General features: G+C 73.2%; 31 protein-coding genes. 22 read left to right on the forward strand and 9 right to left on the reverse strand.

From position 1 onward, the window contains the following. Positions 1–51: 51 nt before the first annotated feature. The 3 genes from ffh to AB0B20_RS01575 all read left to right on the forward strand — a co-directional run bounded on the left by ffh (position 52) and on the right by AB0B20_RS01575 (position 3352). The gene (ffh, locus tag AB0B20_RS01565) at positions 52–1605 is read left to right on the forward strand and encodes a signal recognition particle protein (RefSeq protein WP_357390544.1); all 1554 of its coding nucleotides are present in this window, start codon (positions 52–54) and stop codon (positions 1603–1605) included. 67 nt (positions 1606–1672) lie between these two features. Then, positions 1673–2251, forward strand: a complete 579-nt coding sequence (locus AB0B20_RS01570) for a Uma2 family endonuclease (protein WP_357390546.1) — start codon at positions 1673–1675, stop codon at positions 2249–2251. Positions 2252–2269: 18 nt separating this feature from the next. After that, complete coding sequence (locus tag AB0B20_RS01575; RefSeq protein ID WP_357467277.1) at positions 2270–3352, forward strand: amidohydrolase family protein; 1083 nt, start codon at positions 2270–2272, stop codon at positions 3350–3352. A gap of 41 nt (positions 3353–3393) precedes the next feature. Here the strand turns inward: AB0B20_RS01575 and AB0B20_RS01580 are convergent, their stop codons facing one another. Next, the gene (locus AB0B20_RS01580) at positions 3394–3987 is read right to left on the reverse strand and encodes a TetR family transcriptional regulator (RefSeq protein ID WP_357467281.1); all 594 of its coding nucleotides are present in this window, start codon (positions 3985–3987) and stop codon (positions 3394–3396) included. 25 nt (positions 3988–4012) lie between these two features. Beyond that, the gene (locus AB0B20_RS01585) at positions 4013–4543 is read right to left on the reverse strand and encodes a hypothetical protein (protein ID WP_357390551.1); all 531 of its coding nucleotides are present in this window, start codon (positions 4541–4543) and stop codon (positions 4013–4015) included. A 70-nt stretch (positions 4544–4613) separates the two neighbouring features. On the opposite strand from AB0B20_RS01585, the gene proS reads away from it, so the two are divergent. The 12 genes from proS to AB0B20_RS01645 all read left to right on the forward strand — a co-directional run bounded on the left by proS (position 4614) and on the right by AB0B20_RS01645 (position 12965). Continuing rightward, entirely contained in the window at positions 4614–6029 is a 1416-nt protein-coding gene (gene proS, locus AB0B20_RS01590) for a proline--tRNA ligase (protein WP_357390553.1), read from the forward strand. A gap of 75 nt (positions 6030–6104) precedes the next feature. Continuing rightward, entirely contained in the window at positions 6105–6752 is a 648-nt protein-coding gene (locus tag AB0B20_RS01595) for a DUF402 domain-containing protein (RefSeq protein ID WP_357390576.1), read from the forward strand. A gap of 242 nt (positions 6753–6994) precedes the next feature. After that, the gene (rpsP, locus tag AB0B20_RS01600) at positions 6995–7453 is read left to right on the forward strand and encodes a 30S ribosomal protein S16 (protein WP_357390555.1); all 459 of its coding nucleotides are present in this window, start codon (positions 6995–6997) and stop codon (positions 7451–7453) included. Next, positions 7428–7688, forward strand: coding sequence for an RNA-binding protein (locus tag AB0B20_RS01605; RefSeq protein ID WP_030500803.1), 261 nt, complete (start codon positions 7428–7430; stop codon positions 7686–7688). The genes rpsP and AB0B20_RS01605 overlap by 26 nt, the downstream gene beginning before the upstream one ends. After that, on the forward strand, positions 7688–8227 hold the full coding sequence (rimM, locus tag AB0B20_RS01610; protein WP_357390557.1) for a ribosome maturation factor RimM: 540 nt from the start codon (positions 7688–7690) through the stop codon (positions 8225–8227). Before AB0B20_RS01605 ends, rimM begins: the two co-directional genes overlap by 1 nt. Positions 8228–8241: 14 nt before the next feature. Beyond that, entirely contained in the window at positions 8242–9030 is a 789-nt protein-coding gene (gene trmD / locus AB0B20_RS01615; RefSeq protein ID WP_357390559.1) for a tRNA (guanosine(37)-N1)-methyltransferase TrmD, read from the forward strand. A gap of 143 nt (positions 9031–9173) precedes the next feature. Further along, entirely contained in the window at positions 9174–9533 is a 360-nt protein-coding gene (rplS, locus tag AB0B20_RS01620) for a 50S ribosomal protein L19 (protein WP_013284591.1), read from the forward strand. A 168-nt stretch (positions 9534–9701) separates the two neighbouring features. After that, positions 9702–10583, forward strand: coding sequence for a signal peptidase I (gene lepB, locus AB0B20_RS01625; protein WP_357390562.1), 882 nt, complete (start codon positions 9702–9704; stop codon positions 10581–10583). Next, positions 10580–11212: a signal peptidase I gene (lepB, locus tag AB0B20_RS01630; protein ID WP_357390564.1), complete on the forward strand. Its 633-nt coding sequence runs from the start codon at positions 10580–10582 to the stop codon at positions 11210–11212. Before lepB (AB0B20_RS01625) ends, lepB (AB0B20_RS01630) begins: the two co-directional genes overlap by 4 nt. Before the next feature lie 90 nt (positions 11213–11302). Beyond that, positions 11303–11770, forward strand: coding sequence for an NUDIX hydrolase (locus tag AB0B20_RS01635; protein WP_357390566.1), 468 nt, complete (start codon positions 11303–11305; stop codon positions 11768–11770). After that, positions 11764–12645, forward strand: a complete 882-nt coding sequence (locus AB0B20_RS01640) for a ribonuclease HII (RefSeq protein WP_357390568.1) — start codon at positions 11764–11766, stop codon at positions 12643–12645. The genes AB0B20_RS01635 and AB0B20_RS01640 overlap by 7 nt, the downstream gene beginning before the upstream one ends. After that, positions 12642–12965, forward strand: a complete 324-nt coding sequence (locus AB0B20_RS01645) for a DUF2469 domain-containing protein (protein WP_011905215.1) — start codon at positions 12642–12644, stop codon at positions 12963–12965. Before AB0B20_RS01640 ends, AB0B20_RS01645 begins: the two co-directional genes overlap by 4 nt. Positions 12966–12990: 25 nt before the next feature. Here AB0B20_RS01645 and AB0B20_RS01650 read toward each other — a convergent pair whose 3' ends face one another. Then, complete coding sequence (locus AB0B20_RS01650; RefSeq protein WP_357467288.1) at positions 12991–14097, reverse strand: sulfite oxidase; 1107 nt, start codon at positions 14095–14097, stop codon at positions 12991–12993. Beyond that, positions 14094–14753: a class I SAM-dependent methyltransferase gene (locus AB0B20_RS01655; protein WP_357390572.1), complete on the reverse strand. Its 660-nt coding sequence runs from the start codon at positions 14751–14753 to the stop codon at positions 14094–14096. Before AB0B20_RS01655 ends, AB0B20_RS01650 begins: the two co-directional genes overlap by 4 nt. Before the next feature lie 227 nt (positions 14754–14980). Between AB0B20_RS01655 and AB0B20_RS01660 the strand changes: the two genes are divergently transcribed. Beyond that, the gene (locus AB0B20_RS01660) at positions 14981–15511 is read left to right on the forward strand and encodes a M23 family metallopeptidase (RefSeq protein WP_357390578.1); all 531 of its coding nucleotides are present in this window, start codon (positions 14981–14983) and stop codon (positions 15509–15511) included. Between the two features lie 13 nt (positions 15512–15524). Here the strand turns inward: AB0B20_RS01660 and AB0B20_RS01665 are convergent, their stop codons facing one another. After that, positions 15525–16706: an aminotransferase class V-fold PLP-dependent enzyme gene (locus AB0B20_RS01665; RefSeq protein WP_357390574.1), complete on the reverse strand. Its 1182-nt coding sequence runs from the start codon at positions 16704–16706 to the stop codon at positions 15525–15527. A 119-nt stretch (positions 16707–16825) separates the two neighbouring features. Beyond that, positions 16826–17806, reverse strand: coding sequence for a tyrosine recombinase XerC (locus AB0B20_RS01670; RefSeq protein ID WP_357382324.1), 981 nt, complete (start codon positions 17804–17806; stop codon positions 16826–16828). A gap of 398 nt (positions 17807–18204) precedes the next feature. Here AB0B20_RS01670 and AB0B20_RS01675 point away from each other — a divergent pair, with 398 nt between their 5' ends. Next, the gene (locus tag AB0B20_RS01675) at positions 18205–18546 is read left to right on the forward strand and encodes a hypothetical protein (protein ID WP_357382326.1); all 342 of its coding nucleotides are present in this window, start codon (positions 18205–18207) and stop codon (positions 18544–18546) included. Positions 18547–18551: 5 nt separating this feature from the next. Here the strand turns inward: AB0B20_RS01675 and AB0B20_RS01680 are convergent, their stop codons facing one another. The 3 genes from AB0B20_RS01680 to AB0B20_RS01690 are packed head-to-tail and all read right to left on the reverse strand — an operon-like array spanning position 18552 to position 21608. Then, on the reverse strand, positions 18552–19730 hold the full coding sequence (locus tag AB0B20_RS01680) for a DNA-processing protein DprA (RefSeq protein ID WP_357382328.1): 1179 nt from the start codon (positions 19728–19730) through the stop codon (positions 18552–18554). Then, on the reverse strand, positions 19727–21247 hold the full coding sequence (locus tag AB0B20_RS01685) for a YifB family Mg chelatase-like AAA ATPase (protein WP_357382330.1): 1521 nt from the start codon (positions 21245–21247) through the stop codon (positions 19727–19729). The genes AB0B20_RS01680 and AB0B20_RS01685 overlap by 4 nt, the downstream gene beginning before the upstream one ends. Before the next feature lies 1 nt (position 21248). Then, positions 21249–21608, reverse strand: coding sequence for a YraN family protein (locus tag AB0B20_RS01690; protein ID WP_357382332.1), 360 nt, complete (start codon positions 21606–21608; stop codon positions 21249–21251). A 152-nt stretch (positions 21609–21760) separates the two neighbouring features. Between AB0B20_RS01690 and AB0B20_RS01695 the strand changes: the two genes are divergently transcribed. The 5 genes from AB0B20_RS01695 to tsf all read left to right on the forward strand — a co-directional run bounded on the left by AB0B20_RS01695 (position 21761) and on the right by tsf (position 25719). Then, positions 21761–21976, forward strand: coding sequence for a hypothetical protein (locus AB0B20_RS01695; RefSeq protein WP_357467293.1), 216 nt, complete (start codon positions 21761–21763; stop codon positions 21974–21976). 20 nt (positions 21977–21996) lie between these two features. Then, on the forward strand, positions 21997–22512 hold the full coding sequence (locus AB0B20_RS01700; RefSeq protein WP_357467296.1) for a hypothetical protein: 516 nt from the start codon (positions 21997–21999) through the stop codon (positions 22510–22512). A gap of 95 nt (positions 22513–22607) precedes the next feature. Further along, positions 22608–23651, forward strand: coding sequence for a hypothetical protein (locus AB0B20_RS01705; RefSeq protein WP_357382338.1), 1044 nt, complete (start codon positions 22608–22610; stop codon positions 23649–23651). A 236-nt stretch (positions 23652–23887) separates the two neighbouring features. Then, positions 23888–24763 carry a 30S ribosomal protein S2 gene (rpsB, locus tag AB0B20_RS01710; protein WP_357382340.1) on the forward strand — a complete coding sequence of 292 codons (876 nt, stop codon included), beginning with the start codon at positions 23888–23890 and terminating at the stop codon, positions 24761–24763. A 128-nt stretch (positions 24764–24891) separates the two neighbouring features. Continuing rightward, positions 24892–25719, forward strand: a complete 828-nt coding sequence (gene tsf, locus AB0B20_RS01715) for a translation elongation factor Ts (protein WP_357382342.1) — start codon at positions 24892–24894, stop codon at positions 25717–25719. Positions 25720–25759: the final 40 nt, after the last annotated feature.

The raw sequence follows: 25759 nt of genomic DNA on the forward strand, positions 1-25759 counted from the left end.
CCACCGGCCCGGCAGCATGTGCCCGCCGAAAACGACAAACGGGATGTTCGCGTGTTTGACACCTTGAGTGACCGCCTGTCCGGGATCTTCACCAAGCTACGCGGCAAGGGCCGGCTCACCGACGCCGACATCGACGCCACCGCGCGCGAGATCCGGATGGCGTTGCTGGAGGCCGACGTCGCCCTGCCGGTGGTCAAGGGCTTCATCGCGAACGTCAAGGAGCGGGCGCGCGGCGCCGAGGTCTCCCAGGCGCTCAACCCGGCTCAGCAGATCGTCAAGATCGTCAACGAGGAGCTGATCAAGGTCCTCGGCGGCGAGGGACGGCGGCTCCAGTTCGCCAAGCACCCGCCGACCGTGATCATGCTGGCCGGCCTCCAGGGTTCCGGTAAGACCACGCTCGCCGGCAAGCTGGCCCGCTGGCTCAAGGGCCAGGGCCACCAGCCGCTGCTCGTCGCCGCCGACCTCCAGCGTCCCAACGCCGTCGGGCAGCTCCAGGTGCTCGGTGGCCGGGCCGGGGTCGAGGTGTACGCCCCGGCGCCCGGCAACGGCGTCGGTGACCCGGTGCAGGTGGCCCGCGACTCGATCGAGCACGCCCGCCGCGCCGCCCGGGACATCGTCATCGTCGACACCGCCGGCCGGCTCGGTATCGACACCGAGATGATGCAGCAGGCCGCGAACATCCGCGACGCGGTCCAGCCCGACGAGGTCATCTTCGTCATCGACGCGATGGTCGGCCAGGACGCGGTGCGCACCGCCGAGGCGTTCCGCGACGGCGTCGGCATCACCGGCGTGGTGCTGTCCAAGCTCGACGGCGACGCCCGCGGTGGCGCCGCGCTCTCCGTCCGCGAGGTGACCGGCCAGCCGATCCTCTTCGCCTCCACCGGCGAGAAGCTGGAGGACTTCGACGTCTTCCACCCGGACCGGATGGCCAGCCGGATCCTCGGCATGGGCGACGTCCTCACCCTGATCGAGCAGGCCGAGGCGGCCTTCGACTCCGATCAGAAGGAGAAGATGACCGCCAAGCTGATGGGCGGGGAGACCTTCACGCTGGAGGACTTCCTCGATCAGCTCATCGCGGTCCGGCGGATGGGCCCGATCGCCAACGTGCTGGCCATGATGCCGGGCATGGGGCAGATGAAGGACCAGCTCGCCGAGCTGGACGACAAGCACTTCGACCGGGTCACCGCGATCATCAGGTCGATGACCCCGGCCGAGCGCACCAACCCGAAGATCATCAACGGCTCCCGCCGGGCCCGGATCGCGAACGGCTCCGGCGTCACCGTCATGGACGTCAACCAGCTGCTCAACCGCTTCACCGACGCGCAGAAGATGATGAAGCAGATGGGCGGCATGATGGGCCTGCCCGGCGGTGGCCGGCGCAAGGCGACCAAGTCGCCGAAGAACAAGCGTAAGGGCACCAAGGGCGGCGGACGGCCGCGTACCGGCGCCGGGATGCCGGGCGGCTTCCCGGGCGGGATGCCGCAGCTGCCGCCGGGCCTGGACCCGGGCGACCTGGCCGGTGGGCAGGGCCTGCCGCCGGGCTTCAAGCTCCCGAAGATCGACTTCAACAAGCTGGGCAAGGGCGGCGACAAGGGCCCTCGCTAGCGTGTCGGTGACGGTGGGCGACATCGCTGTCTCTTAAAGTGATGCCGCCCCCTGGAAGGAGATGTCAATGACCGCGGCCCCGATCCTGCCGGAGCGGCACGAGTGGACGGTCGACGACCTGGGCGAGCTGCCCAAGGACCTTCCGTACGAACTGATCAACGGAAGGTTGATCGTGCCGTCGCCCACTCTGCTGCACCAGGACATGTGCGTCGAGTTGCTGCTCGCGCTCCGCGTGAACTGCCCGAAGGAGTACCAGGTCGGGATCGATCTGTCGATGCGGGTCGACCGCCGTAACGAGCCTCGGCCGGACGTCGTCGCGGTCGTGCGGGGTAACGCCAACCGGAGCCCGTTGCCGGTCGAGGACGCTGTGCTCGCCGTCGAGGTCATCTCGCCGACCTCCACCTTCCGCGACATGTACGACAAGGCCAGGGTCTACGCGCACGCCGGTGTCCGCTCCTACTGGGTGCTCGACCCGGTCAAGGAGAAGATCACGCTGACCGAGTACGTGCTCGGCGCCAATCGCGAGTACAAGCAGGTCAGTCAGGCCGAGGACCTGTTCGTCACCGAGCGGCCCTGGAAGGTCTCGGTCGACCTGCCGGCGCTGACCGCGCGCCGCGACGACCTGCTCGCCGGCGAGGAGGACTGATCGGGTAGGACTGTGCACATGGCTGCTCTGCACGTGCGCGGTGTGTTCCTTCCCGACGACGAGGTCCGGGAGGTCTGGCTGGTCGGCGACCGGGTCACATTCGAACCGGTGCCCGGCGCCGAGACGGTGGCCGACGGCGGCTTCGTGCTGCCCGGCCTGACCGACGCGCACTGCCACATCGGCATCGCCCGCGGCGGCAGCCCGATCACCTCCCTCGACCAGGCGCGAGAGCTGGCCCGGACCGACCGGGACGCGGGCGTGCTGGCGATCCGGGACGCCGGGTCGCCGTACCCGTACCCCGAACTGGAGGACGAGCCGGACCTGCCGCGACTGGCCCGCGCGGGCCGCCACGTCGCCCCGCCGAAGCGCTACCTGCGCGACATCGGCGTGGAGGTCGGCGCGGCGGAGGTCGCCGCGGCGGTGGCCGCGCAGGCCGCGGCCGGCAACGGCTGGGTCAAGCTGGTCGGCGACTGGATCGACAGGGGAGTGGGCGACCTGGCGCCGGCCTGGGACGCCGACACCATGACCGCGGCGGTCGCCGCCGCACACGCCGCCGGGGTACGCGCGGCGGTGCACACGTTCTCCGAGTCGGCCGTGGAGATCATGGTGCGGGCCGGGGTGGACTCGGTGGAGCACGGCACCGGGCTGAGCCTCGACCTGATCGACCTGATGGCCCGGCAGGGCACCGCGCTGGTCCCCACGATGATCAACATTCGGACGTTCGGTCACATCGCGGAGCAGGCCCGGCCCAAGTTCCCCGGGTACGCCGACCACATGCTCGCGCTACGCGACCGCTTCCCCGAGGTGGTGCGCGCCGCGCACGAGGCGGGCGTGCCGATCTACGTCGGGACCGACGCGGGCGGCGGCATCGACCACGGGCTCGCGGCCGAGGAGATGATGCTGCTGCACGAGCAGGCCGGCATGTCCGCCCCGGACGTGCTCGCCGCCGCCTCCTGGCGGGCCCGGGAGTGGCTCGGCTTCCCCGGGCTGGTCGAGGGCGGCCTCGCCGACCTGGTGGTCTACCCCGAGGATCCGCGCCGCGACCTGCGCGTGGTCCGGGCACCCAGCCGGATCGTGCTGCGCGGCCGCGTCGTCCGCTGACGGGCCGGCCGTCCGCTGGCCGATTGCCGCCGTCGGCCGGCCTAGCGGGTCGTGGCCGCCGTCAGGAACAGGCGGACCGCCAGGCCGGCCAGCCGGTCGGCGGTCTCGTCGACCGGGCCGCCGGGCAGCACGATGTGGCTCACCACCAGGCGTACGACGCTGTCCGCCGCGAACGCCAGGGCCGCCGGGTCGGCGTCGGGCAGGCGTTCACCGGTCCACTCCAGCAGCGCCCTCGCGGCCTCGGCGAGCACCAGCTCGGACCGGGTGGTCAGATAGGGCAACAGCTCCTCCGAGCCGCCCGGCGTGCTGGTCAGGACCGCCCTCACCAGCGGGTTCTCGGCGGCCGAGGCGAGGGTGCGGTGGATCGCCGCGTACGCGGCCGCACGCACGTCGGAGTCGTGCTCGTCCAGCGCGGACCGGACCTGGCCGACGAACCGGTCCACCTCGTGCCGGGCCAGCGCCTCGCCCAGGCCCGCCTTGGTGCCGAACTCGTTGTAGACCGTCTGCCGGCTCACCCCGGCCGCGCTCGCGACCGCACCCATCCGGACCCCGGCCCAACCCGTCGTGACGGTCAGCGACCGTGCGGCGTCGACGATCGTGCCACGCACCGGCGTGACGTTCCTCGGCTTAGGCATGATGATCGAAGTCTACGGTCGCCGCTCAGCGCACCACGAGTTCGTACTCCGCCTCGACCCGGAACGGCCCGCCGTCGTGGCCGCCGAAGGTCAGGTGGTGCGTCCCCGGCGCGGGCGGCGGCACCAGGCCCCACAGGCCCCAGCAGGAGACGTGTACCGGCCACGGCCACGCGGTGACGACGTTGTTGAAGAACCCCCGCACCGGGAACGAGGCGGGTGAGCCCGCCGGGTGCACCGGCACCGCGACCCCGTCCAGCTCGGCGTGCCCTTCGGCATGGGGCATCGGCGGGACCGGGTCGTCCCGGCGGCCGACCCGCCAGCAGCAGATCGCCGGGAAGAACAGGGGGCGGCCCGCCGGCACCACGCAACGCCGGGCGACCCCGCCGCCCTGCGTGCCCGCGAGGAACCACACGTCGTCGGGCTGGTGACGCCCGCCGTGCCGGCCGGTGGTGTCCTTGAGCGGGTTGACCGGCTGGCGGTGGGCGGCCACCCAGGCCACCCAGCGGGCGGCGAGCGGGGCCAGGACCGGCGCCGGGTCGGGGGTGGGGAGGAGCATGACGGCAGATGGTAGTGGGGGGCGCGCCCGGCTGCGCCGGCCCGTCACGGGACGCATAGGATGTGCGGTCATGGCACGCGTGCTCACTCCCCGTGCGGAGGACTTTCCCCGCTGGTACCAGGACCTGATCGCCAAGGCGAAGCTGGCCGACAACGGCCCGGTCCGGGGGACCATGGTGATCCGACCGGCCGGCTACGCCATCTGGGAGCGGATGCAGGCCGAGATGGACGCCCGGATCAAGGCGGCGGGCGCGGAGAACGCGTACTTCCCGCTGTTCATCCCGGAGAGCTACCTCAAGCGGGAGGCCGAGCACGTCGAGGGCTTCTCGCCGGAGCTGGCGGTGGTCACGCACGGTGGCGGCAAGCAGCTCGCCGAGCCGGTGGTGGTGCGCCCCACGAGCGAGACGGTCATCGGCGAGTTCATGGCCAAGTGGATCGACTCGTACCGCGACCTGCCGCTGCTGCTCAACCAGTGGGCCAACGTGGTCCGGTGGGAGCTGCGCCCGCGGATCTTCCTGCGTACCAGCGAGTTCCTCTGGCAGGAGGGGCACACCGCGCACGCCACCCGCGAGGACGCGCGCGCCTACGCGCGGCGGATCCTGCACGAGGCGTACGAGGACCTGATGGTCAACGTGCTCGGCATCCCGGTGGTGGTCGGCCTGAAGACCGCCCGGGAGCGCTTCGCCGGCGCCACCGCCACGTACACGTGCGAGGGCATGATGGGCGACGGCAAGGCGCTGCAGCTGGGCACCAGCCACGAGCTGGGCCAGAACTTCGCCAAGGCGTTCGACATCAGCTACTCCTCGGCCGAGGGTGGCCGGGAACACGCGTGGACGACCTCCTGGGGCACGTCCACCCGGATGCTCGGCGGCCTGATCATGTGCCACGGCGACGACAACGGGCTGCGGGTGCCGCCGAAGCTGGCGCCGGTCCAGGCGTACGTGATGGTCGTCAAGGACGGCGAGGGCCCGGGCGGCCCTGCCGAGGCGGCCCGGAAGCTCCACGACGCGCTGCGTGACGCCGGGGTGCGGGTGGCGCTGGACGACCGCACCGACACCGCGTTCGGCCGCCGCGCCGTCGACGCCGAGCTGCGCGGCTACCCGGTCCGCGTCGAGGTCGGCCCGCGTGACCTGGCCGCCGGCAACGCGGTCGTGGTCCGGCGTACGGACGGCTCGAAGGCCCCGACGCCGGTCGCCGACTTGGTCGGCGCGGTGGTGGCCGCGCTGGAGGCCGACCAACGGGCGCTGCACGACCAGGCGCTGGAGTTCCGCCGGTCCCGCACCGTCGAGGTGTCGACGCTGGCCGAGGCGATCGAGGCGTCCGCCACCGGCTGGGCGCGGGTGCCGTGGTCGGCGGTCGGCGTCGAGGGTGAGGCCGAGGCGAACGGCCAGGGCGTGACGGTCCGCTGCCTGGTGCGCGCCGACGGCTCGGTGCCGGACTCGGAGGACGAGCCCGACCTGGTGGCGATCCTCGCCCGCGCGTACTGAGGTGTAAGGAAGGGCCCCCTCTTAACGCATTCTGCATAGGCGGGGGCCCTTGTTAACACGACGGCGGGGGTGAGTGTGCGGTTCGAGCCGGGGCGGCTGATCATGCACCGGAACGTCCGGCACGGCCGGATCGGCTGGGTCCGGTCGGCCCGCGTGGTCTCCGACGACGAGCGCGGGCTGCTGCTCTGGGTGCCCCGGGGCACGCCCGTCGCGTACGAGGTGACAGCGGCCGGCCTGGGCATGCGCGCCGTGCCGTTCGCCGAGTGGGTGACGTCGTCCTACCGGCTCTCCCGGGGGCGGTGGAACGGCCCGCCGGTGCTGAAGTTCCTGCCCACCGGCGCGGCCCACTCGGTCTGGTGGTTCCGTGACGCCGACGGCCGCTTCCAGAACTGGTACGTGAACCTGGAGGAGCCCGGCGTCCGCTGGGACGACAGCGCGGTGGCCGGCGTCGACATGATCGACCAGGACCTCGACGTCGTGGTCCACCCGGACCTGAGCTGGGAGTGGAAGGACGAGGACGAGTTCGCCGAGCGGCTGGCGTTCCCGGAGCACTACTGGGTGACCGACGAGAAGGCGGTACGCGCCGAGGGCGAGCGGGTGATCCGGATCGCCGAGGCGGGGGAGTTCCCGTTCGACGGCACCTGGTGCGACTTCACCCCACCCGCGGAATGGGACGTACCGAACGAATTTCCGCCCGGGTGGGACCGCCCGCCGGTGCGCTGAACCGGTGTCCTCCGTCACGACCCGGCCCGCCCCGGGCGTGGTGCCCGGGTCCGGTGTGAGTGTTCGGGGCCGGATCTGGCAGAATGGGTCGCTGGTATCCGGCGCGCGTCCGGCGCCCTCTAACCCGGGCGCGTCGCCAGTTCACCGAGCAGTCTCCGGCCCAAACCCCACTGTGCCGGTCGGCGCTCACCCGCCACACCGCCCGTACGGGCCGGTGAGATCGCAACAGGAGCGAAACAACTGTGGCCGTAAAGATCCGGCTCCTGCGGATGGGCAAGATCCGCAACCCGCAGTACCGTATCGTCATCGCCGACTCGCGTACCAAGCGTGACGGTCGCGCGATCGAGTTCGTCGGTGTGTACCAGCCGAAGGAAGACCCTTCGGTGATCGAGGTCAAGTCGGAGCGGGTCCAGTACTGGCTCTCGGTCGGCGCCCAGCCGAGCGAGGCCGTGCAGCGCCTGCTGGAGCTGACCGGTGACTGGCAGAAGTTCAAGGGCCTGCCCGCGCCGCCGCCGCTGAAGGTCGCCCCCGAGCGGGCCGACCGCAAGGCGGCGTACGAGGCCGAGGCGAAGGCCGCCGCCGGCGTGGCGGACACCCCGGCCAAGCCGGCCAAGAAGGCCGCCGCCAAGGCGGAGGAGCCGAAGGCCGAGGCCCCCAAGGCCGAGGAGCAGGCCAGTGCCGAGTCCGGCGAGCAGGCCTGACATGGCACTGCGTCCCGCCCTGGAGCACCTGGTCAAGGGCATCGTCGACCACCCGGACGACGTCCGGGTGCGCATGGTCGACTCCCGTCGGGGCAAGCGCCTCGAAGTCCGCGTGCACCCCGAGGACCTCGGCACGGTGATCGGGCGGTCCGGCCGGACCGCCAAGGCGCTGCGCCAGGTGATCGGCTCCATCGGCGGGCGTGGGGTACGCGTCGACATCGTCGACTCGTACTGATGCTTCTCGTCGTCGGCCGGATCGGCAAGCCGCACGGCATCCGCGGTGAGGTCACCGTGGAAGTGCGCACCGATGAGCCCGAAGCACGGTTCGCCCCCGGTTCGGTGTTGACCACCGAGCCGGGGGTGACCCCGTCGGAGCCCGGCGCCTGGCGGGTGCCGCCGACGCTCACCGTCGAGTCGGCCCGCTGGCATCAGGGCCGCCTGCTCGTCGTGTTCGAGGGCGTGCTGGGGCGCGACGTCGCCGAGGCGCTGCGCAACACGCTGCTCGGCGTGGACAGCGCCGACGTGGCCCCGCCGGAGGACCCGGAGGAGTTCCACGACCACCAGCTGGTCGGCCTCGCCGTGGTCACCCGGGACGGGGAGCACGTGGGCGAGGTGGCCCGCATCGACCACGCGCCCGCGTCCGACATGCTGGTGTTGCGGCGGCCCGAGGGGCGTACCGCGCTGGTCCCGTTCGTCAAGGCGATAGTGCCCGAGGTGGATCTGGCCGGCGGTCGCGTCGTCGTCGACCTGCCCGGTGGCCTGCTCGACCTCTAGCTGGAGCCCACCGCATGCGCGTCGACATCGTGTCGATCTTCCCCGAGTACTTCGCCCCGCTGGACCTGTCGCTGATCGGCAAGGCCCGCGCGAACGGCACGCTGCGGCTGGCCGTACACGATCTGCGGACCTGGACCCACGACGTGCACCGCACCGTCGACGACACGCCCTACGGCGGCGGTCCCGGCATGGTCATGCGGCCGGAGCCGTGGGGCGAGGCGCTGGACGCGCTGGCGCCGGACGAGCTGAGCCCGGACGGGCACACGCTGCCCCGGCTGCTCGTGCCGTCGCCCGCGGGCGTCCCGTTCACCCAGGCCCTTGCGCACGAGCTGGCCGCCGAGTCGCACCTGCTGTTCGCCTGCGGCCGGTACGAGGGCATCGACCAGCGGGTGCTGGACCACGCCGCGACCCGGATGCCGGTGACCGAGGTCTCCCTCGGCGACTACGTGCTCTTCGGCGGCGAGGTGGCCGTGCTGGTGATCCTGGAGGCGGTCACCCGGCTGCTGCCCGGTGTGCTCGGCAACGCCGGCTCGCTGGACGAGGAGTCGCACGCGCACGGCCTGCTGGAGGCCCCGCTCTACACGAAGCCGGCGAGCTGGCGCGGGCTGGACGTGCCCGAGGTGCTGCGCTCCGGCGACCACGCCCGGATCGACCGCTGGCGGCGCGACGAGTCGCTGCTGCGCACGGCGCAGCGCCGCCCCGACATGATCGGCGCGCTGCCCCCGGAGACGCTCGACAAGCGGGACCGGGCGGCGCTGGACCGGGGCGGATTTTCCTCGCCACCGGAGCATGTGGCAAAGTAGAGGGGTTGCCGCATCCGTCCACGCCGTGGGTGGTTGCGAGGACCCTCGACCGGGGCCGGCCTCGCCGGTCACCACCCGGGGGTCAGAATCACCCGTTCGCGCATCGACTGACGATGCGCCGTGAGCCTCACGAGGACGCAGCGATGAACATCCTGGACGCCCTTGACGCCCAGTCGAAGCGTACCGACCTGCCCGACTTCCGTGCCGGTGACACCGTCAAGGTGCACGCGCGAGTCGTCGAGGGCAACCGGTCCCGGGTCCAGATCTTCCAGGGCGTCGTCATCCGCCGCCAGGGTGACGGTCTGCGCGAGACCTTCTCGGTCCGCAAGGTCAGCTTCGGCGTCGGCGTCGAGCGGACCTACCCGCTCAACGGCCCCGGCATCGACCGGATCGAGGTCGTGACCCGCGGTGACGTGCGTCGCGCCAAGCTCTACTACCTGCGTGAGCTGCGCGGCAAGAAGGCCAAGATCAAGGAGCTGCGGGAGAAGCAGCCGGCGAACTGACTTTCGTTCGCCACGCCGCCCGAGCTGCGCGGATGTCGTATCGACCGGATCGCATTACTCTGGTCGGTACGGGCGCGACCGGACGGTGCGAAACGGTCCACTACCGCCCGTGGGGTCTCCGAGGGGACTCCCGGGCGGTAGTGTCGTTTCCGCGGACCGGAGAGTGGCATGGTGCAGATGGTTGACGAGGACGGTGCCGTCGATCCCTGGCGCCGGCGAGCCCGGCGTGGCCGCCGCCAGATGCCGCTCTGGCAGGAGCTGCCGCTGCTGCTGATCGTGGCGTTCTGCCTCGCGGTGCTGATCCGCACCTTCCTGCTCCAGGCGTTCTTCATCCCCTCCGGGTCGATGGAGGACACGCTGCTCGTCGGCGACCGGGTGCTCGTCAACAAGGTCGTCTACGACGTCCGCGACCCGGTCCGCGGCGAGGTGGTGGTGTTCCGGGGCACCGACCGCTGGGTCGCCCAGGAGGCGCCCGCGCCGCCGACGAACTTCGCCGGCCGGGTCGGCCGTACGCTCGGCGACCTGGTGGGCGTCAGCCGCCCTGGCGAGAAGGACTTCATCAAGCGCGTCATCGGCGTACCGGGCGACAAGATCTGGTGCTGCGACGACGGCCGGGTGGTGGTCAACGGGGTGCCGCTGGACGAGCAGGCGTACGTCTCCGAAGATTCCCCGGTCGACCTGCCGCCGAACCCCAAGGAGTGCCGGTCGCGGCAGTTCACCGAGGTGGTGGTGCCGCCGGGGCAGATCTTCGTGATGGGTGACCACCGGCTCGTCTCGCAGGACGCCCGATGTCAGGGGCCGGTGCCGATCGAGAACGTGGTCGGCCGCGCCTTCATGATCGTCTGGCCGTCGCAGCGGTGGACCACACTGCCCGTACCGGAGACGTTCACCAGCGTGCCGCGCGCGGAGGCCGCGCCGGCCGGGCCGGTCCCGGTCGATCCCGACCCGGTGGGCGGAGTCGTCCTGATCCTTCCGGTCGCGGCGACGCTCACCGTTCTGGCGGGTTCGGGGCGACCGCGCCGCACCGGGCGACGTAGGCTCCTCCCGTGATCGACGAGCAGACCGAGAAGCCCCGCAGCTCCTTCTGGAAGGAGCTGCCCATCCTCCTGGGCGTGGCGATCCTGGTCGCGGTGCTGGTGCGTGCCTTCGTGCTGCAGACCTTCTTCATCCCGTCGCCGTCCATGGAGAACACCCTCAAGATCGACGATCGGGTGCTTGTCAACAAGCTGGTCTACGACTTCCGGTCGCCGCACCGGGGCGAGGTGATCGTCTTCAAGGCCCCCACCGAGTGGAGCGGCAACCCCGACGGCGAGGACTTCATCAAGCGGGTCATCGGCGTCGGCGGCGATCACGTGGTCTGCTGCGACCGCACCGGCGGCCAGGAACGGCTGATCATCAACGGCAAGCCGATCGACGAGCCGTTCATCTTCCCCGGCAACAAGCCCGCCGACCAGGACTTCGACATCACCGTGCCGAAGGGGCGCCTGTGGGTCATGGGCGACCACCGGGAGGCGTCCGGCGACTCGCTCGAGCACTGGCAGCAGTCGGGCGAGGACATCAACGTCGCCACCATCCCCGAGGGCGAGGTCGTCGGCCGGGCGTTCACCATCTTCTGGCCGGTCAGCCGTGCGACCTGGCTCACCGTGCCCGAGCAGTTCGACGGGATCCCCAATCCCTGAGCGGGTCCGCGCCACGCTCCGGCACGCCGGCCCGGCGTCGGCGGCGGGAGGGCGTGGTCGTTCGTCACAGGCGTCTGGCAGGCTGGTCCGGTGACCGTCTACACCCCTCGTCGCGCGGCCCGGGTGCTGCTGGTTGACGCGTCCGACCGGGTGCTGCTGTTCGAGGGCAGTGATCCGGCCCGGCCGGGCCACCGCTACTGGTTCACGCCCGGCGGCGGGCTGGAGCCGGGGGAGGCCCCGGCCGACGGCGCCGCCCGGGAACTGGCCGAGGAGACCGGTCTGCGGCTGGCCCCGGCCGAGCTGGGCACGCCGGTCTGGTCGGACATCGTCGAGTTCCCGTTCGATGGCGTCTGGTACCGCCAGGAGCAGCAGTTCTACCTGGTCCGGGTGCCGGGCTGGGAGGTCGACACCGCGGGCTTCAACGACGTCGAGCGGGCGAGCGTGCACGGGCACCGCTGGTGGCCGGTCGCCGAGCTGGCCGCCTGCACCGAGCGCTACTACCCGCCGGACCTGCCCGGCCGGCTCGGCGCCGTACTGACCGGAGGTGGCGCGTGCTGACCCCGCCGCGCACCGTGGTCCGCCGCGACGGCGGCCTCTACGCGCTGGAGCGGGCCCTGCAACGGCGCGGCTTCCGGCACGTGGCGGGCGCCGACGAGGCCGGTCGCGGCGCCTGCGCCGGGCCGCTCGTGGCCGCCGCCGCGATCCTGCCCGAGGGCCGGCGTGGTGAGATCGACGAACTGGCCGACTCGAAGCTGCTCACCGCCGCCGCCCGCGAGCGCGTCCACGACGAGGTGGTGGCACGGGCCCTGGCGTACGCCGTGGTCGTCATCCCGGCCGAGGAGGTCGACGCGCGCGGACTGCACGTGTGCAACCTCGCCGCGATGCGCCGGGCGCTCGCCTCGCTCACCACCCGCCCCGAGTACGTGCTGACCGACGGCTTCGGCGTCGACGGGCTGGACGTGCCGGGCCTGGCGGTCTGGAAGGGCGACCGGGTGGCCGCGTGTGTGGCGGCGGCGAGCGTGCTGGCGAAGGTCACCCGGGACCGGATCATGGTGGAGCTGGACGGGCGGTTCCCCGGCTACGGGTTCGCCGAGCACAAGGGCTACATCACCGCCGAGCACAGCGCCGCGCTGCGCGCGCTCGGGCCCTGCCGGGAACACCGCTTCTCGTACGTGAACGTGGCCGCCGTCTCCGGGCGGGACGGCCGGCCTCCCCGCGCCCGCCGTCCGGCGGGTGCCGGCGCCGACGGGGCGCCATCCGAGCCCGTGGCCGGGCTGCCAGGGCTGTCGCCCGGCGCGTTCGCCGGCCGCCCGGACGAGCCGATGGGGCGCTGCGGCGTGTCAGGGGGTACCGTCGGCGTGGCGTTGGGCGAGCAGCCGCGACCTCCGGCGTCGGTGGGGGAAGATGTGGTCATGGAAGGCGGAGTGCGATGAGCGCGGAAGATCTCGAGAAGTACGAGACCGAGATGGAGCTGCAGCTCTACCGGGAGTACCGGGACATCGTCCGCCAGTTCTCCTACGTGGTGGAGACCGAGCGCCGTTTCTACCTGGCCAACCAGGTCGACCTGCACGTGCGCAACTCCGACGGCGAGGTCTACTTCGAGGTCGAGATGCACGACGCCTGGGTGTGGGACATGTACCGTCCTGCCCGTTTCGTCAAGAATGTGCGAGTGATGACGTTCAAGGACGTCAATGTGGAAGAGCTCGAAAAGCCCGACATCTCGCTTCCCGCAGATTCCGGATTCGGGAGCTGACCGCAGGCGGCGCAACGCCCCCGGCTCACTCCGCCGGCACGACCACCTCGACCCGCTGCACCAGGTTGTTCGCGAACCCGCCCCGGTTCCACGGCTGCTCGACCGGCTGGGTGCGCCCCGAGGCGTCGGTCGCCCGGGCGCCGAGCACGTAGCGCCCCGGCGTCGCCGTCCAGCTCACGGACCAGCGGCGCCACGCCCACTCGCCGGCGGCCGGCTCGTCGAGGAGCGCCGGTGTCCACGTCTCGCCGCCGTCCACCGTCACCTCGACCGAGGTCACCGGCGCGTGGCCGGACCAGGCCCGACCGTCCAGAGTGCACTGTCCCGGACGAAGCACCCGGGTGCGGGACATGAAGTCCGGGAAGCCGGGCGGACGCACCAGCGCGCGCGGCTCGATCCGGGTCACCGGCACGCCCGGGTCGTCGGCGTCGCGCCGCAGCCGGTAGGCCACCGCGTTCTGGTAGCCGTCGAACGGCTCAGTCGTCACAGTGATGTCGCGCAGCCACTTCACGTGTGCCATGCCGTACCACCCGGGCACGATCAGGCGCAGCGGCGCCCCGTGCTGCGGCAGCAGGGGAGCGCCGTTCATCTCGTACGCCAGCAGCACCTCCTCGCGCAGCGCGTCGGCCACCGGCAGCGCCCGCTGGTAGTCCTGCTCGACACCGCGCTCCACCCCGTGGTCCGCGCCGGTGAACACCACGTCGACCGCGTCGCCGGACATGCCGGCCTCGCGCAGCAGCGGCGCCAGCGGCGTACCGGTCCACTCGGCGTTGCCCACCGCCTCCACCAGCCAGGGCTGGCTGACCGGGCGGGGACGCAGCAGCGCCCGGCCGTTACCGGCGCACTCCAGCGTCACGCGGTGGGTCACCCGGGGCCGTTCGCGCAGCGCCGACAGGTCCAGCCGCAGTGGACGCTCGACCGCGCCGGACACGCCCAGCGCGTACGCGGCCGGGTCGACGTCCGGGATGTCGTAGTGGATGAGCAGATAGTGCAGGCCCGCCGGGGTCACGTCGTACCGCAGGGCCTCCAGTGGGATGCCGTGGTTGCGCGCGGCGAGCTGAAGCTCCTCGACGCTGATCGCCTCGTCCGGCCCGGCCACCCGGGAGGGCAGACTGACATCGTCCACTGTGGTCATTCCTGCTCCGTCCGCTCCAGCACGTCGTAGCCCACGAACGTGAACATCCGCACCCCCGGCGCCAGCGGGCGCGGCGTGCCGGTGAAGCGGTGCGCGCCGACGCCCACACCGTCGGCCGGGCTGCCCACAGCGACCGGCTCGAAGCCCTCCTCGGCGAACCACTCGCAGATGACCGGCACCAGGTCCGGCTCGCGCCGGTGCCGCGTCCACAGCACGGTGCCGCCGGTGGCGCAGAGCGAGGCGCAGTGCCGCACCGTGGCCCGGATGTCGTCGTCGCCGATGTTGCCGAAGATGCCGCAGACCAGTACCAGATCCGCCGGGGCCAGATCGGCGTAGCGGTCGGTCAGCGAGGCGTCCCCGGTCACCACCTCCACGCCGGTGAGCCCCGCGTCGGCGGCGGCGCGGCGGGCCGGATCGGCGTTTCGTGGGTCCAGCTCGACCAGGCGGGCGGTCACGTCGCGCCCCCGGGGGTGGGCGGCCAGCACCGGGATCAGGTCGCGCCCCTGACCCGCGCAGAGGCTCAGCGCGCGCAGCGGACCGGGCGGCGCCGCGTCGAGGGCGTCGGAGACACGCTGCCGCACCTCGGCGAGCCGCCGCGCCAGTGCGGACTCGGGCTGGTCGTAGTCGCTGTGCCAGGCGTACCAGTCCTTCGTCACCCGGCCAGCATAGGCGTCCAGGGCCTAGCAGATCGGCCCCGATTTCGGCGCTCGTCCACAGGCGGTGCGCCGTCCACAGGGCGGCCGGGTGGGGTTCGCGGGACGGTGCCCGGGGCGGCAGGGTGGTCGGCGTGCGTTCCTCGATCTCTGTAGCGGGCAGGGCCGGGCTGGTGGTGTTGTGCCTCGTCGTCTGCCTGCCGGGTGTCTCCGTGCCGTCCCGGGCGGCGCTGTCGTCCTCGGTCCGGCCGTTGCCGGGGTCTCCTGCGGCTGTCCCGGGCTCCGGGGCTTCGGCGGCGGGCGGATCGGCTGCGGGACTTCGGGGTGCGCCCGGCGGGCGGTTCCGGTGGCCGCTGACGGGTGCGCCGCGGGTGGTGCGGCGGTTCGACCCGCCGCCGCAGCCCTGGCTGTCCGGGCACCGGGGCGTCGACCTCGCCGCCGCTCCCGGCGCGCCGGTGCTGGCTGCCGGCGCCGGGACCGTCCTGTTCGCCGGCATCGTCGCGGGCCGGCCGGTGCTCACCGTCGGCCACTCCGACGGGCTGCGCACCACATACGAACCGGTCCGCTCCCGGCTCACCGCCGGCACGCCGGTGGCCGCCGGCGCGCCGGTCGGCGACCTGCTCGCCGGGCATCAGGGCTGCGCCGGGGCGGCCTGCCTGCACTGGGGACTGCGACGCGACACCGAATATCTCGACCCGCTGGCCCTGCTCGGGCTCGGTCGGGTCCGGCTGCTCCCGCTGCACCCCGTCCCCGCCGGGTGATCGGGTGTATCGCTCAGCCCTGGGCGAGCAGCGTGGGCAGCCGGACGGCCAGCCGGTCGTACTCGTCGGGGGTGTTGTAGACCTGGCCGCACAGCCGCAGGTAGCCGCGCCCGTTCCAGCCGGCGATCGACACCTCGGCGGAGAGCCGTTCGGCGATCCGGGTCCGCAGCTCCCGGGCCGCGTCGAGCGTCGTCGCGACACCGGGCGGCAGCGGCACGAGCCGCATGGCGACCGCAGGCCCGCCGGGCTCCGGCAGCCGCTCGGGCGCCACACCGAGTGCGTCCCCGACGACCCGTTGCCCGTACGCGGCCAGCGCCGCGTTGTGTGCGCGTACCCGGTCCACGCCGAGGCTGCGCAACGTGAACAGGCCCACCGGGGCGGCCAGCCAGCCGGTGTAGTCGAGCGTCGCCTGCCACTCGACCCGGACCGGGAAGCCGCTGTCCTGCTCCCACGAGACGACGAGCGGCTGGATCCTCTCCCGCCATTGCGGGGCCACCACGAGCGCGGCGGTGCCGCGTGGCGCGTACGCCCACTTGTGCAGGTTGCCGACCCAGAAGTCGGCGCCGACGGAGGCGACGGTGGCCGGCAGCATGCCCGGTGCGTGGGCGGCGTCGACCAGTACCGGCACGCCCTGCTCCCGGGCCACCGCGACGATCGCCGCGGTGGGGAACAGCCGGGCGGTCGGCGAGGTGAGCTGGTCGACGATCAGCAGCCTGGTGCGCCCGGGGCGCAGCCCGTCGCGGATGATCTCGACCACCTCCTCGTCGGTGGTGGTCAACGGCACCGGCAGGGTGCGGGACACCGCACCGGTGCGGGCGCACTCCCGGGCGACGGACAGCGCCACCGCGCCGTACCCGTGGTCGGTGGTCACGATCTCGTCGCCGGGGCGCAGGGCCAGCGACTGCAGCACCACGGCCGCGCCAGCGGTGGCGTTGCCGACGAGCGTGGTGCCGTCCGGGTCGGCGCCGAGGAACGCGGCCAGGTGCCGCCGTGCGTGGGCGATCCGGTCGACCAGGCCCTGCGTGAAGAACCGCAGCGGGTTGGCCTCCATCTCGTCGCGCAGGCGCTGCTGGGCGCGCTGCACGGCGATCGGTACGGCGCCGAACGAGCCGTGGTTGAGGTGACTGACGGAGGGATCGAGGGAGAAGAGCAGCCGAGCCCCGGGAATCGGCTCGGGCGGCTGCGGCACCGTCATCCACCGATCCTAGCCCGGGATGGATCATGCCCCGGCCGGATTCGCCCGCTCGGGTGGAACGTCATGGGTGTCTCCCGGCCCCGCGGACACCCATGACGTTCCACCGACGCTTTCTGCGGTCAGGCGCGGGGGTGCGCCTGGCGGTACGCGGCGCGGAGCCGCTCCACCGAGACGTGCGTGTAGATCTGGGTGCTGGCGAGCGACGAGTGCCCCAGCAACTCCTGCACGGCCCGCAGGTCCGCGCCCCCTTCGAGCAGGTGCGTCGCGGCGGAGTGGCGCAGCCCGTGCGGCGTCACCCGCGGCACCCCCGCGGCACCGGCCCAGCCGGACACGATCCGTCGCGCCGTGGTCGGGTTGAGCCGTCCGCCCCGAGCCCCGAGCAGCAGCGCCCGGCCCGAGCCCGGGGTCAGCAGAACGGGCCGGCCGTCGCGCAGCCAGGTGTCGAGCGCCCGCTGGGCCGGCACCCCGTAGGGCACCGAGCGTTCCCGCCCGCCCTTACCCAGCACGCGTACCACCCGGCGGGCCTGGTCGACGTCGGTGACGTCCAGGCCGCACGCCTCGCTGACGCGTACCCCGGTGCCGTAGAGCAGCTCCAGCAGCAGCCGGTCACGCAGCAGCACCGCAGCGGGTGTGTCCGCACCCGCCGTCTCCACGGGCTGCGGGGCGTCCGCGGGCCGGGCCGCCTCCATCAGGACGGCGGCCTGGTCGGCCCGCAGCACTGTGGGCAGTTCCCGCCGGGCCCGGGGGCTGGCCAGCGGCGCGGCCACGTCGTCGGCGAGCAGGCCGGTCCGGTGCGCCCAGGCGCTGAACGTGCGGACCGAGGCGGCACGCCGCGCCATGGTCGTCCGGGCCGCGCCCATGGTCCGCTGCTTCGCCAGCCAGCTACGCACCATTGCCAGGTCCAGCTCCGGCAGGTCGGCGCAGCCCATCCGGACGGCGTGATCCAGCAGCGACACGAGGTCCGTGACGTACGCCCGGACGGTGTGGACGGAGCGGTTGCGCACCCGTGACAGGTGGTCGGCGAAGTCGTCCACCGCCTCGCGCATCGACGCGGGCAGCTCCTCGTGCGCGTCCCGCGTGCCACGCCGCCGCTGACTCATCGCGGCGTCCGGTCCGGGCGCACCCGGTCGCGGCGGCGGTGGCGGACAGCGATCACCGCCCCAGCGTAAGGCCGGAGCGCCCACGTTCGCCGTGCCGCCGCCCCGCCGCTCGCCGTGCCGCCCGGCTACCGTTTCCGTCCTCGCGGTGGGCCGGGCCGTCGCCCGTGCGTTGTGCCGTCCGCCACTGCCGTCCGCTTCTTCCCGGCGTGGATTACCCGCCGACGCGCTGAGTGGGGTGGCAAAAGCGGGTCTGGACAGGGGAAACTCATGCTGCGGCACGCTCCGGTGCGGCGACCGGCGGGCAGCGTGGCCCGGACCGGCCCCGACGGAGGTCGATCCGGCCGCGATCAGACGAACGCGTCCCCGCGTCGGTGACGCCGCTACGAGGAGGGCCGAGAGTGGGAGTGGACGCCGTCCTCTACCGGCAGGTGTCGGCGGGCGACAGCCGTCGCCGGCCCGCGTACGTCTCGATCGAGGTCGTGGCGGATCCGCAGGATCTGCTGCTCGACCTGCTCAAGCGTGTGCGCGGCGGTGGCCGGACCCCGCTGCTGGACCGCGTCGACCCGCTCGGTGAGCTGACAGTGGGCACCGAGCGGATGCCGCACCTGCTCGCCGAGCTGCGGTGCCTGGCCGAGGTGGCCCGGGCGCAGGCGGAGGTCGACCACGTGCACCGGCTGGCCCGGCTCGTCCGCCGATGTGCCGAGCGCCGCGACGCCGAGATCCGGTTCGAGGGCGACTGAGGCGGTCACGTGCGGGCGGCCGGTGGGGGTGCGAGCGCGTAGCCGTCGTCGCGGCGTACCACCATCGCCAGTTCCTCCAGCATGGACAGCTTGCGCATGGCGGTGCGCAGGTCCACGCCGGCGCGTGCCGCGACGCTCTCCAGGTCCAGCGCCCGGCGGCGCGGCAGCGCCTCCAGCACCTGGGTGGCCTCCTCGTCGAGCCGGTCCCGTGGACGTTCGGGGGCCCGGGCGGGCGGGGCCAGGTCGTACCCGATGCGCCCCACCTCCTCCAGCACGTGCGCGACGTTCGTGACCAGCCGGGCCCGTGGGTGTTCCCGCAGCACCTCGTGCCCGCCGACGGACATCGCCGAGGTCACCGGGCCCGGCACCACCATCGCCGGGCGGTGCAGGCCGAGCGCCCGGTTGAGCGTCTGGGTGGCGCCGCTGCGGGCGGCGGCCTCGACCAGCACCGTGCCGTTCGTCGCCGCGGCGATGACCCGGTTGCGGATGAGGAATCGTGGGCGCAGCGGCTCCGCGCCGGGAATCCACTCGCTCACCAGCAGGCCGGTGTCGGCGATGCGGTCGAACAGCGCGGCGTTGCCCATCGGGTACGGGCGGTCCACGCCGCAGGCGAGCACGGCGACGGTGCGCCCGCCCGCTGTCAACGCCCCGCGATGCGCCGCGGCGTCGATGCCGAACGCGCCACCGGACAGGACTGTCCACTCCCGATCGGCGAGGCCGTAGCCCAGCTCGGTGGCGATGTGCGCGCCGTAGGGGGTGGCCGCCCGGGCGCCGACCACCGCCACCGAGCGTGCCAGCGCCTCGTCGAGCGGCCACGCGCCGCGTACCCAGAAGCAGAGCGGCGGATCGGTCTCCACGTCGACCCGCCGGGTGGCCCCGGACATCGCCAGCCGGCGCAGGTCCCCGACCTGGGTGGGCCATTCGTCGTCGTCCGGGGTGACCAGCCGGGCGCCGAGTCGTTCGCCGCGCGCCAGCGCGTCGGCGGCGACCGTCCGGGCGTCACCGGCGGCGCCGCGCGCCGCGACGGCCGACCGCAGCGCCCGGTCCGGCGCTTCGCCGGACAGCAGCAGGTCGAGCGCGGCGACCGGGCCGATCCGCTTGACCAGGGCGTACACCGACCGGGTGCCGGGCTCGGCGAGCCAGGTGAGCGCGACCCGCGCCAGCCGGTGGTCGTCGGCGCTCACGCGACCTCTCCCGTCCTGAGCTGGATGGCCTCCGCCACGTCGTCGCGGCCGGGCCGATCCCGCCCGTCCAGGTCGGCGATGGTCCAGGCGAGACGGAGTACGCGGTCGTAGCCGCGCGCGGACAGCGAACCGGTGTCGAGCCGGCGGCGCAGATCCGTGGTGACCCGGGCGGGCAGGTGCCACGGCGGCCGGCGCAGGTACGGGCCGGGAACGTCGGCGTTGACCCGGTGCCCGGTGGCCGCCCAACGGTCGGCGGCGGCGTGCCGCGCGGCGACGACCCGGGCGGCGACGGTGGCCGAGGACTCGTGCGCGGCGTCGGTGCGCAGCAGCTCCGCCGCGCGTACCGCGGTCAACCGGACCTGCACGTCCACCCGGTCGAGCAGCGGACCCGACAGGCGTCCCAGGTAGCGCCGCCGGGTCAGCGGCGGGCACTCGCAGTCGACGTCACCGGAGGGCTTCGCGCAGGGGCAGGGGTTGGCCGCCAGCACCAGTTGGGTGCGGGCCGGGTACTCGGTGGCGCCCCGGGTACGCGCCACCCGCACCCGGCCGCTCTCCAGCGGCTGCCGCAACGCCTCCAGCGCGCCCTTGCTGAACTCGGGCGCTTCGTCGAGGAACAGGACCCCGCGGTGGGCGAGCGACACCGCGCCGGGCCGGGCCAGCCCGGAGCCGCCTCCGACGAGCGCGGGCACCGTGGCGGTGTGGTGTGGCGCCTGGAACGGGGGACGGCGCAGCAGGCCGCCGCCGGGTGGCAGCAGGCCGGCGATCGAGTGCAGCGCGGTCACCTCCAGAGCTGCCTCGTCGTCCAGTTCGGGCAGGATCGAGGGCAGCCGCTCGGCGAGCATGGTCTTGCCGGCGCCGGGCGGACCGAGCAGCGCGAGGTGGTGGCCGCCGGCGGCGGCGATCTCCAGTGCGCGCCGTCCGAGCGGCTGCCCGGCCACGTCGACCAGGTCGGGCCCGACGGTGCCGCCGCCCGGGACGTGGGCGGGTGGGGTGAGCAGCGGGCTGCCGTCGCGGACGTGGGCGACGAGCCGGTGCAGGGTGTCGACGGCGTGCACCCGTACGCCCGGGATGACCGCCGCCTCGGCGGCGTTGCCGGCGGGTACGACGACGCGGGTGTGCCCGGCGCGGGCGGCGGCGGCGACCATGGGCAGCGTGCCGCGGACGGGGCGTACCGCGCCGTCGAGGCCGAGTTCGCCGAGCACGACGGTGGCGTCCAGGGCCACCGGCGGCAGCTCACCCGAGCCCGCCAGGACGGCGAGCGCGATGGCGAGGTCGAACGCCGAGCCGTATTTCGGCAGGGTGGCGGGGAGCAGGTTGAGGGTGATGCGACGGTTGGGCCACTTCTGGCCGGAGTTGACGATCGCGGCGCGGACCCGGTCGCGCGCCTCGTGCAGGGCGGTGTCGGGCAGGCCGGAGATGATCACGGCGGGCAGTCCGGGAGCCAGGTCGGCCTCGACCTCGACGAGGTGCCCGGCGACTCCGGCCAGGCCGACGCTCAGCACTTTCGCGTACCCCATGTCAGAACGCGCCGCGGAGGTGTTCGACGCGGGCGGGGCCGGTGAGCGGGAGCCGGACGGAGAGGACGTCGAAGCGGACCTCGTCGGCGGTGGTGCCGGTCTCGGCGAGCCAGCGGGCGGCCAGGCCGCGCAGCCGACGGGCCTTGGCCTGCACGACGGCCTCGGCGGGGGAGCCGAACCGCTCGGTACGGCGGGTCTTGACCTCGCAGATGGCGAGGACCGGGCCGTCCCAGGCGATGATGTCGATCTCGCCCTCGGGACAGCGCCAGTTGCGGGCGACCGGGCGCAGGCCCGTCTCGATCAGGTGCCGCAGCGCGCACCGCTCGCCGTACGCCCCGACGGCTCGGTTCCGGTTCGTCATGCCGGTCAGGATGCGACCGGCGTCCCTGATCGCGGGTGGTCCGGTCCGGTGGCCTGTGGACAGGGGTGGGCCTGTGGACGGAACGACGATCATGTCGTCGATCTGCTAGGGACAGGCATGATGAGCCGGTCCGACAGCGAGAGTGGAGTGCCGTGGCAGCTCGGAACACGTCGTTCGACGCTTCGGCCTGCGGCGGGATCGCGGAGTTCCGCGAGGCGGACGCCGAATCCAGGGTTCGGAGGACGGATGCGGCGGTGCTCGCCCTGAACCTGGGTGTCGAGGAGTCCGGCCTCCCCGGCCTGCGCTTCAACTACCTGGTGGTGCCCGGCGAGTACGGGGTCATCAGGAGTGACTTCAGGCTCGCGTGAACCGGTACGTCGAGCGGCTCGTGCGGATGGTGCCGCCCCCGGCCCGCCTGAGCGCGCCGCCGGACTGGCCGGCGGTGGAGCGCTCGCTCGATTCCGCACTCCCCGGGGACTACAAGGATCTCGTCGACCGGTACGGGCCGGGGAAGTTCGACGACTTCCTGGCGCTGCTCGCGCCCGGCCATCCGGTTGCGCGGCTGGACCTCGCGCGCGGTGTCGCGGAGGCCGCCGAAGTGCTGCGCGCGTACGCCTCCAGCGGGGAGGCGCTACCCGCACCGGTCGACGGTCTGACGGCGGTGGCCCTGACCGACAACGGAGACACCGTCTACTGGGTGCGCGACCCGGGCGACGCGCCGGATCGGTGGCGCATCGCGGTGAACGGCGCTCGGGACTTCGACGAGTGGCACCTGTTCGACGGTTGCCTGGCGCACTTCCTGGTCGACGTGCTCAACCGCGAAGCCGTGGTGACCGCCTTCCCCGACGATTTCCCGTACCCGGGTGCCGCACCGACCTTCACATCGCACGACTACCCAAAGTAGTGCGGCGGCGACCCCTCGATATCGGTGCTGACCTGGGCCGATATCGCCGGGTGTCCGAATGGCGCGGCTGGTGCGTGTCGCATACCGTGCCGGTCGTGGACGGACGACGGAGCTATTCCGAGGATGAGCAGGGGTCGCGTTGGGGCGACCGCGGATACGAGTCGGACTGGCGCGCCGCGGGTGAGCCCCGCTACCGCGACGACGACTACCGCACGCCTGAGCAGCGGGCCGGTGAGAACCGGTACGCCGAGCCGGGCCGGTACTCCGCCGCCGATCCGCTGGTGGACGACACGAGCAGCTGGCGGTCGCAGCGGCCGGACGACCCGGAGGTCTCCGGGGAGCTGCCCGGGTCGCGAGCCGCCCGCCGCGCGGCGCGCGAGTCGGCCGACCCGCTCGGCTCGGTGTCCCGCAGCGGCGTCGACGCGCTCGGCACCGCCGCGCACGGGAACCCGCTGGCGAGCCCGCTCGGTACGCCGACGGCCGCCCCGGCCGGCGTCTCCCCGGCCGGCGCCGACCCGTACGGCCTCATCGCCCACGGCAGCGACCCGGCCGGCGGCGCCGACGCCCGGAGCGCGGTCGGCGGCGTCGACCAGCCCCGGCTCAGCCCGGTCGGCGGCTACCCGGTGGTCGAGCCGGCCGCGCCCGGCGCCGTGGGCCCGGACGGGGCCGAGCCCTCCGCCGCCGGTCGGCTGAACCCCGGCGAGCCCACTCCGCTGCGGATCGGCGAGCGCCCGGGTGGTCCCGCCCAGCCGGCGGCGACCCCGCACCCGCTGGAGATGCCGACCGGTCCGATGCCCGCTGTGCTGCCGCGCCCGGACGGGCCGCCGCCCGGTGACGGCGTCTACCGGACCCGGCGCCCGGCGCTGGCGGTCCTGCTGGCGGTGCTCGTGCTGGTGCTGGAGGTGCCGGCGGTGCGGGTGTTGCTGCACGGCATCTTCGGTGACCCGGTGTCGACGTCGCACGTCGTGGTGGGCATGTTCCTGGTGGTGGGCCTGCCGATCTTCGGCACCGGCCTGTACGGGCTGCGCACCGGAGGGCTGGCGCTCGCCGACGGCAGCCGGGGCTGGCTGCGCCCGCCGACGGCGTACCTGACCGTCGGGCTGGTGTTGTTCCTGGCCGCCGCGCTCGCCGCCGGCTGACCGGGCGGGCGTGCTCCGCACCCGGGGGCCGGGCAGCGGAGAGGGCGCGTACACTGGTCGACTGGCGACCGCCTCGCGCGGTCGACCTCGCGTGCCCTCTCCACGGTCTCTCCGTGGGGCGACGGCCTCCCTGGTCCCGGTATGACGTACCGGGCCCACCCTGGCCGGCGACCGGGCGCCAGGCGTCCGGCCGCCGGCCGGACGGACAACCAGGGACAACGTAGGAGTAACCCACCATGGCCGTCGTGACCATGCGTCAGCTGCTGGAAAGCGGTGTGCACTTCGGGCACCAGACCCGGCGCTGGAACCCGAAGATGAAGCGCTTCATCTTCACCGAGCGCAACGGTATCTACATCATCGACCTGCGCCAGACGCTCGACTACATCGAGAAGGCGTACGAGTTCGTCCGCACCACCGTCGCGGGTGGCGGCAGCATCCTGTTCGTCGGCACCAAGAAGCAGGCCCAGGAGGCCATCGCCGAGCAGGCGACCCGGGTCGGCCAGCCGTACGTCAACCACCGCTGGCTCGGTGGCATGCTGACCAACTTCCAGACCGTGTACAAGCGGCTGCAGCGGATGAAGGAGCTGGAGGCCCTGGGTGACCTGAGCGGCACCGCCGCCGGTTACACCAAGAAGGAGACGCTCCAGCTCTCCCGCGAGAAGATCAAGCTGACCAAGACCCTCGGTGGTCTGCGGGACATGCAGAAGCTCCCGGCCGCGGTGTGGATCGTCGACACCAAGAAGGAGCACATCGCCGTCGACGAGGCCCGCAAGCTGGGCATCCCGGTGATCGCCGTGCTCGACACCAACTGCGACCCGGACGAGGTCGACTTCCCGATCCCGGGCAACGACGACGCCATCCGCTCGGCCGAGCTGCTGACCAAGGTCGTCGCCGCCGCCGTCGCCGACGGCCTGATCGCCCGTTCCGGCCGTAACCGGGGCGCGGACGAGAAGCCCGAGGCCGGCCAGGTCGCCGCCGGCGAGCCGCTGGCCGAGTGGGAGCGCGAGCTGCTCGAGGAGCCGAAGAAGGCCGACGAGCAGCCCGCCGCCGCCGAGCCGGCCGAGCCCGCCGCGCCTGCCGCCGAGCAGCCGGCGACCGCCGCCGCGGAGTGATCTCGCCGTCGCGTCCCCACCGCCGGGAATCGCCGGCGGTGGGGACGTGACGGGTACGCCGGGCAGCACCGGCCCGGAAACGGGTAACCAGCACCCCAGACCACCTCACTGACACCGAAGAGAGAGTCATGTCCAACTTCACCGCCGCGGACGTCAAGAAGCTCCGCGACCTCACCGGCGCCGGCATGATGGACTCCAAGAAGGCGCTGACCGAGGCCGAGGGCGACTTCGACAAGGCCGTCGAGATCCTGCGCGTCAAGGGCGCCAAGGACGTCGGCAAGCGGGCCGGGCGCACCGCCGCCAACGGCCTCATCGCCCACTCCGGCCAGGCGCTGCTCGAGCTCAACTGCGAGACCGACTTCGTCGCCAAGAACGACGCCTTCATCGCGCTGGCCCAGCAGCTGGTCGAGCACGGCGTGGCCAGCGGCGCCACCAACGCCGAGGAGCTGCTCGCCAGCAGCATCGACGGCAAGAGCGTGGCCGACCTGATCCAGGAGCAGTCCGCCAAGATCGGCGAGAAGCTGGTGCTCAACCGCTTCGCCAAGCTGGACGGCACCACCGCCGTCTACCTGCACCGCAAGAGCCAGGACCTGCCCCCGGCGGTCGGCGTGCTCGTGGAGTTCACCGGCAAGAGCGACGAGGCGGCCGACGCCGATGCCCGCGCCGTGGCCATGCAGATCGCCGCGATGCGGCCGAAGTACCTCACCCGCGACGAGGTGCCGGCCGAGACCGTCGAGTCCGAGCGGCGCATCGCCGAGCAGACCGCCCGCGAGGAGAACAAGCCCGAGGCGGCGCTGCCGAAGATCGTCGAGGGCCGGGTCAACGCCTTCTTCAAGGACTTCGTCCTGCTGGAGCAGGCGTCGGTCGCCGACAACAAGAAGACCGTCAAGCAGGTGCTGGCCGACGCCGGCATCGAGGTGACGCGCTTCCTGCGGTTCGAGGTCGGCCAGGCCTGAGCCGCCGCGCCGGGCCGTCCGGCCCGGGCACAGGGGAGAC

Origin of the sequence: Micromonospora sp. NPDC049151 (genome assembly GCF_040648395.1) — a bacterium.
GTDB lineage: Bacteria > Actinomycetota > Actinomycetes > Mycobacteriales > Micromonosporaceae > Micromonospora.

What these genes read in the sequence shown, in the direction of transcription:
- AB0B20_RS01570 (WP_357390546.1), top strand. Translation starts at nt 1,673, where the DNA reads ATGACCGCGGCCCCGATCCTGCCGGAGCGGCACGAGTGGACGGTCGAC.
- AB0B20_RS01575 (WP_357467277.1), top strand. Translation starts at nt 2,270, where the DNA reads ATGGCTGCTCTGCACGTGCGCGGTGTGTTCCTTCCCGACGACGAGGTC.
- AB0B20_RS01580 (WP_357467281.1), bottom strand. Translation starts at nt 3,987, where the DNA reads ATGCCTAAGCCGAGGAACGTCACGCCGGTGCGTGGCACGATCGTCGAC.
- AB0B20_RS01585 (WP_357390551.1), bottom strand. Translation starts at nt 4,543, where the DNA reads ATGCTCCTCCCCACCCCCGACCCGGCGCCGGTCCTGGCCCCGCTCGCC.
- proS (WP_357390553.1), top strand. Translation starts at nt 4,614, where the DNA reads ATGGCACGCGTGCTCACTCCCCGTGCGGAGGACTTTCCCCGCTGGTAC.
- rimM (WP_357390557.1), top strand. Translation starts at nt 7,688, where the DNA reads ATGCTTCTCGTCGTCGGCCGGATCGGCAAGCCGCACGGCATCCGCGGT.
- trmD (WP_357390559.1), top strand. Translation starts at nt 8,242, where the DNA reads ATGCGCGTCGACATCGTGTCGATCTTCCCCGAGTACTTCGCCCCGCTG.
- rplS (WP_013284591.1), top strand. Translation starts at nt 9,174, where the DNA reads ATGAACATCCTGGACGCCCTTGACGCCCAGTCGAAGCGTACCGACCTG.
- lepB (WP_357390562.1), top strand. Translation starts at nt 9,702, where the DNA reads ATGGTGCAGATGGTTGACGAGGACGGTGCCGTCGATCCCTGGCGCCGG.
- AB0B20_RS01645 (WP_011905215.1), top strand. Translation starts at nt 12,642, where the DNA reads ATGAGCGCGGAAGATCTCGAGAAGTACGAGACCGAGATGGAGCTGCAG.
- AB0B20_RS01650 (WP_357467288.1), bottom strand. Translation starts at nt 14,097, where the DNA reads ATGACCACAGTGGACGATGTCAGTCTGCCCTCCCGGGTGGCCGGGCCG.
- AB0B20_RS01665 (WP_357390574.1), bottom strand. Translation starts at nt 16,706, where the DNA reads ATGACGGTGCCGCAGCCGCCCGAGCCGATTCCCGGGGCTCGGCTGCTC.
- AB0B20_RS01670 (WP_357382324.1), bottom strand. Translation starts at nt 17,806, where the DNA reads ATGAGTCAGCGGCGGCGTGGCACGCGGGACGCGCACGAGGAGCTGCCC.
- AB0B20_RS01685 (WP_357382330.1), bottom strand. Translation starts at nt 21,247, where the DNA reads ATGGGGTACGCGAAAGTGCTGAGCGTCGGCCTGGCCGGAGTCGCCGGG.
- AB0B20_RS01690 (WP_357382332.1), bottom strand. Translation starts at nt 21,608, where the DNA reads ATGACGAACCGGAACCGAGCCGTCGGGGCGTACGGCGAGCGGTGCGCG.
- rpsB (WP_357382340.1), top strand. Translation starts at nt 23,888, where the DNA reads ATGGCCGTCGTGACCATGCGTCAGCTGCTGGAAAGCGGTGTGCACTTC.
- tsf (WP_357382342.1), top strand. Translation starts at nt 24,892, where the DNA reads ATGTCCAACTTCACCGCCGCGGACGTCAAGAAGCTCCGCGACCTCACC.